This is a genomic window from Arthrobacter sp., from assembly GCF_031179385.1.
Classification (GTDB): Bacteria; Actinomycetota; Actinomycetes; order Actinomycetales; family Micrococcaceae; genus Arthrobacter_D.
Genome location: NZ_JAPSHV010000122.1, coordinates 1,982 through 7,392 on the forward strand (window position 1 = coordinate 1,982; position 5,411 = coordinate 7,392).

Below are 5,411 nucleotides of genomic sequence, written 5' to 3' on the forward strand. Positions count from 1 at the left end.
CTCACACTGACGGCGGGATGCGGGGGAATGGGCGGGGCCCAGCCGCTGGCGGTCACCCTCAACGGAGGCGCGGTCCTGATTATCGACGTCGACGAGACCCGCCTGCGCCGGCGTGCCGCGAAGCGCTACCTCGACGTCGTCGCTTCCGACCTTGAGGATGGGTTGGCCCAGGTTCTCGAAGCGAAGCGGGAGAAGCGCGCCCTGTCAGTAGGCGTCGTCGGGAATGCCGCAGAGATTGTGCCGGCACTGCTGGAAAGGCAGCGGAACGGTGAGTTCAGCATCGACATCGTCACGGACCAGACGTCCGCCCACGATCCGCTGAGCTACCTGCCCGAGGGCATGGGCGTCGACGAGTGGGAGCGGGAGGCCTCCAGCGATCCGGATGGTTTCACCAAGAAGGCCCAGACGTCGATGGCACGGCACGTCGAAGCGATGGTCGGTTTCCAGGACGCCGGCGCCACCGTCTTCGATTACGGCAACTCCATCCGGGACGAGGCCCGCAAGGGCGGTTACGAGCGCGCGTTCGCATTCCCCGGCTTCGTTCCGGCGTACATCCGGCCGCTCTTCTGTGAGGGCCTTGGACCTTTCCGCTGGGTTGCGCTGTCAGGTGACCCGGCGGACATCGCGGTGACGGATGCTGCTCTGAAGGAACTGTTCCCCGAGAACGCGCACCTGCACCGGTGGCTCGACGCGGCCGGTGACCTGGTGGAGTTCGAAGGCCTGCCGGCGCGCATCTGCTGGCTGGGCTACGGTGACCGCGCCAAGGCGGGCCTGCTCTTCAACCGGCTCGTCGCCGAGGGCAAGGTGTCAGCGCCCATCGTCATCGGCCGTGACCACCTCGACTCGGGCTCCGTCGCCTCGCCGTACCGCGAGACCGAAGCGATGGCGGACGGCTCCGATGCCATCGCCGACTGGCCGCTGCTGAACGCCATGCTCAACACCGCCTCTGGCGCCACCTGGGTCTCCATTCACCACGGCGGCGGCGTCGGCATCGGGCGTTCGATTCACGCCGGGCAGGTGTCTGTCGCCGATGGAACGGCCCTGGCCGCCGAGAAGCTGGAGCGGCTCCTCACGAATGACCCGGGGACCGGCGTCATCCGCCACGTCGACGCCGGCTACGAACGTGCACAGGAGGTGGCCCATGAGCGCGGAGTCCGCATTCCCATGGAGCGCTGACTGCGCAGGAGGACGCAGCTCAGGCGTTCTGCCAGAGTCCCATGATGTTGCCTTCCGGGTCGCGGAAATAGGCGGCGAATCCCATCTCGCCGACCGCCAACTTCTCGCCGACCGGGGATCCTCCGAGCGAGGTGACTTTCGCGAGGGCGTCTTCGATATTCTCGACGTCGATGGTGATGATCGGTCCGGCGAGTTCACCGCCGTCGCGCCTGAACATGCCGCCGTTGATGTACCCGGGCTCAGTGGGCCCCTGGTCTCCGGCAGGGCCGGTGACCGCAGCGGTGTACTCGAACTCGGGCATCTGCGGCGTGTCCCAGCCGAATGCCTCGCGGTAGAACGTCCGGGCGCGATCGCCGTCGTCGAACGGGATCTCGAAATGCACAACACGTCCGCTCACAATGAACTCCTCCGGATTGATTGGGATAGCAGTGTGCTGGTGAGTCTAGGCCCGATATCCGGCACTGCACAGGGGTACAACACGTCTTCCGGAAGAACGTCCGCACACGGGAAGGGAAACCATTGGACAGCGTAAGCAACCTGCTGGGAGCAATCGAGGATGTCGGGCGGGACGCGACCCGCGGCGGGTACTCCCGGCCGGTCTTCTCCAACGCGGAGCTGGACCTGAGGTCGTGGTTCGAGCAGGAGGCAACCCGGCGCGGCCTCGAGGTCGAGACCGACCGCAACGGCATCCTCTGGGCCTGGTGGGACACCGGCTCGGAGCGCAGCGACAGCTCTCGGGACGGCGCACTCGTCACCGGCAGCCACCTGGACTCCGTTCCCGGCGGCGGCGCGTTTGACGGGCCCCTCGGGGTCGCTTCGGCACTCGCCGCCGTCGACGTCCTGAAGCAGCGGGGCGTGCAACCGCAGCGGGCGCTGGCCGTCACGGTGTTTCCGGAAGAGGAAGGCTCCCGTTTCGGAGTTGCCTGTCTCGGATCGAGGCTGCTGACGGGCGGGATCGATCCGGATGCGGCACGGAACCTCAGGGACCCCGATGGCGTGAGCTTCGCAGAGGCTGCACGAGCCAACGGGCTGGACCCTGCTCATCTCGGCAAGGACGACGACGCACTCCGACGGATCGGCGACTTCGTGGAGCTTCACGTCGAGCAGGGCCGCGGGTTGATCGACCTCGATTCGCCCTTCGCAATCGGCACATCGGTCATCGGCCACGGGCGGTGGAAGCTGTCCATCACCGGGCAGGGTAACCACGCCGGCACCACACTCATGGCCGACCGCGCCGACCCGATGGTCGCTGCTGCCCAGGTCATCCTTGCGATCCGGAAGACCGCCGCGGCAACGCCCGAGGCCCGCGCCACCGTTGGCAGGGTCCAGCCCATTCCGGGCGGCACGAACGTGATCGCGTCACGGGTGGACCTCTGGATCGACGTCCGCCACCCGGACGACGCCGTTACCGCCTCACTGGTCGAGTCCATTCACGGCCAGGCACAGAAGGCCGCCGCATTCGAAGGATGCGCTGCGGCGCTGACCCGCGAGTCGGTAAGCGGCACGGTGAATTTCGACGGCGAACTTCAGCGCCAGCTGCAGCTGGCCATCCCCGGTGCTCCAGGCCTTCCCACCGGAGCAGGGCACGACGCCGGCATCCTTGCCGCACACGTGCCCTCCGCCATGCTGTACGTACGCAATCCGACCGGTATCAGCCACTCACCCGAGGAACACGTCGAGGACGACGACGCCGACGCCGGCGCGGTTGCACTCGCCGACGTGCTGGAGCGGCTGCTGTGAAAACGCTGTGGTGTGAACGGGCCTGGCTGGAGCCCGGAGAGATCATGGCCGGCGTCCGGGTGGAGGTTGGTGACGACGGCGTGGTCCGACGGATGACCCGCGGCAGCGAGTGCTCCCCTGAGGACCTTCGGCTGGATGGCGTCGTGTTCCCCGCAGCGGCCAATGCACATTCGCACGCGTTCCACCGGGTCCTCCGGGGCCGCACACACGCCGGCTCCGGCACCTTCTGGACCTGGCGCGAGGCAATGTATGGGGCAGCGGGTCTCCTCACCCCGCAGCTGTACGAGGAACTTGCCACCGCTGTCTACACCGAGATGGTTGGGGCCGGCTGGACCAGCGTGGCCGAGTTCCATTACCTGCACCACCGTGCGGACGGTACCCCGTATGGCTCAGCTGACGACCGCGGCCCGCACGCCATGGAGTTCGCACTGGCGCGCGCTGCGGTTGCCGCCGGGATTCGCCTCACACTCCTTGACACCTGCTACCTCTCGTCGGGGTTCGGCGCTTCGGTGCTGCCTGAACAGACACGTTTCACCGATGGAAGCGCCCGGTCCTGGCTCACCCGGTGGAAGTCCCTGCGCGACGCGATGGCTGAGCAGTACAGCACCGCTCAGGTCACGGTCGGCGCGGCGATCCACTCCGTACGCGCGGTCGATGAACCGGCCCTGGCGTTCATCGCGCAAAACCTTCCCGCTGACGTGCCGCTCCACATCCACCTCTCCGAACAGCCCGCGGAGAACCGCGACTGCATTGACGCGACAGGATTCACGCCTGCCGGGCTGCTGGCCCGCCACAACCTCCTGTCCGAACGGCTGACGGCGGTGCACGCCACCCACCTGAGCGAGGAAGACGTCAAACTTCTCGGAACGGCGGGGGTCACCATCGCCATGTGCCCCACCACGGAAGCGGATCTCGCCGACGGGATAGGCCCTGCCACCGCTCTCCGTGATGCCGGCGCAGTGGTGGCGCTGGGCACTGACCAGCACGCCGTCGTCGACCCCTGGCTTGAGATGAGGGCGCTGGAACACGGCGAACGGCTGGCCAGCGGACAACGGGGACGTTTCTCACCCGCAGAACTGGTGCGTGCTGCCACTGCCGGTGGTTCCAGGGCACTCGGGCGCAGCGCTGCGGGGCTTCAACCTGGTCAAGTGTGTGACCTGATGGTCCTTGACCCGCGGTCGACCCGCACAGCGGGCTCTTCCGCGGACCAGTTGGCGCTGACGGCAACAGCGCAGGACGTGCTCGCCGTCGTCGTCGGTGGGGAAGTGCTTGCTCGCAACGGCAGCCATGTCCGGTTGGGAGAGCCGGCGGTCCTCCTCTCCGCCGCCATCTCCCGGCTTGATGCCGCGGTGGACCTTGATGCAGCAGTGAACCCTGATGCAGCAGTGAACCCTGATGTATCGGCGATCTCAGAGAAGGCACGCCCATGACAGCAAAGACAACGGTTCTCACGAACATCGGCGAGCTCATGACACAGGACGCAGAGCACCGGGTACTGAAGGACGCCGCCGTCGTGCTCGAGGGGGAGCAGATCGTGTGGATCGGCGCGACGCGCGACGCACCGGCCGCTGACCACCACTACGATGCCGCGGGCCGTGCCTGCCTTCCGGGTTGGGTGGACAGCCACACCCACCTCGTGTTTGCCGGGGACCGGACGGCCGAATTCGAAGCGCGGATGGCCGGACAGTCCTACGCAGCCGGAGGCATTTCCGTCACGGTGGACGCCACCCGCAACGCTCCTGACGAAGAGTTGAGCGCCCTGCTGGTTTCGCGAGCCGCGGAAGCTATGGCGGGAGGCACCACCTACCTTGAGACAAAGACGGGGTACGGGCTCGACGTCGATGAGGAAGCGCGCAGCGCACGGCTCGCGGCCGCTGTGGCCGACGAGGTGACGTTCCTCGGCGCACACCTTATCCCGCAAGGGTGGAACGCGGACGATTACGTGCGGGCCGTCACCGGACCGATGCTCAGCGCGGTCCGCCCCTACGTCCGGTGGGCCGACGTCTTCTGCGAGACCGGTGCCTTCACCCCTGACCAGAGCCGGCAAGTGCTCCGGGCGTGCCGGGAGGCGGGGTTGGGCCTGCGCGTTCACGGCAACCAGCTGGGACCGGGGGAGGGCGTGCAGCTCGCGGTGGAGGAGCGGGCGGCGAGCGTGGACCATGTGAACTACCTGTCGTCGTCGGACCTTGACGCGCTCGCCGGCTCATGGTCGGACTGGGAGGGCGGATCCGGCACCCGGGGGACCGTTGCCACCTGCCTGCCTGCCTGCGATCTGTCCACCAGGCAACCCCTCGCGCCCGCCCGCAAATTGCTGGACGCGGGAATCCCGATTGCGCTCGCTTCCAACTGCAACCCGGGCACGTCCTACACCACGTCCATGGCGTTCTGCGTGGCGACGGCGGTGCTGCAGATGGGTCTGACGGTCCACGAGGCTGTGCGGGCGGCAACCTACGGCGGTGCCCTCGCCCTCCGTCGGGAACGCTCAGCCGACGACG

Annotated in this window: 5 protein-coding genes; 4 read left to right on the forward strand and 1 reads right to left on the reverse strand. The window is 67.7% G+C overall.

The genetic code is table 11. The features are described from left to right. Positions 1-1,176: urocanate hydratase (gene hutU, locus RIF85_RS13425; protein ID WP_309072402.1), on the forward strand; the 1,176-nt coding region annotated here is incomplete at its 5' end. A 19-nt stretch (positions 1,177-1,195) separates the two neighbouring features. On the opposite strand, the gene RIF85_RS13430 is transcribed toward hutU, so the two are convergent. Further along, positions 1,196-1,573 carry a VOC family protein gene (locus tag RIF85_RS13430; RefSeq protein WP_309072403.1) on the reverse strand — a complete coding sequence of 126 codons (378 nt, stop codon included), beginning with the start codon at positions 1,571-1,573 and terminating at the stop codon, positions 1,196-1,198. 122 nt (positions 1,574-1,695) lie between these two features. Here RIF85_RS13430 and RIF85_RS13435 point away from each other — a divergent pair, with 122 nt between their 5' ends. From RIF85_RS13435 to RIF85_RS13445, 3 genes are all read left to right on the forward strand, one after another. Beyond that, entirely contained in the window at positions 1,696-2,916 is a 1,221-nt protein-coding gene (locus RIF85_RS13435) for an allantoate amidohydrolase (RefSeq protein WP_309072404.1), read from the forward strand. Then, a complete protein-coding gene (locus tag RIF85_RS13440; protein ID WP_309072405.1) occupies positions 2,913-4,346 on the forward strand; it encodes a formimidoylglutamate deiminase in 1,434 nt (477 codons plus the stop codon). Before RIF85_RS13435 ends, RIF85_RS13440 begins: the two co-directional genes overlap by 4 nt. Continuing rightward, on the forward strand, positions 4,343-5,411 hold a 1,069-nt coding region (locus tag RIF85_RS13445; RefSeq protein WP_309072406.1), incomplete at its 3' end, for an amidohydrolase family protein. The genes RIF85_RS13440 and RIF85_RS13445, both read left to right, overlap by 4 nt.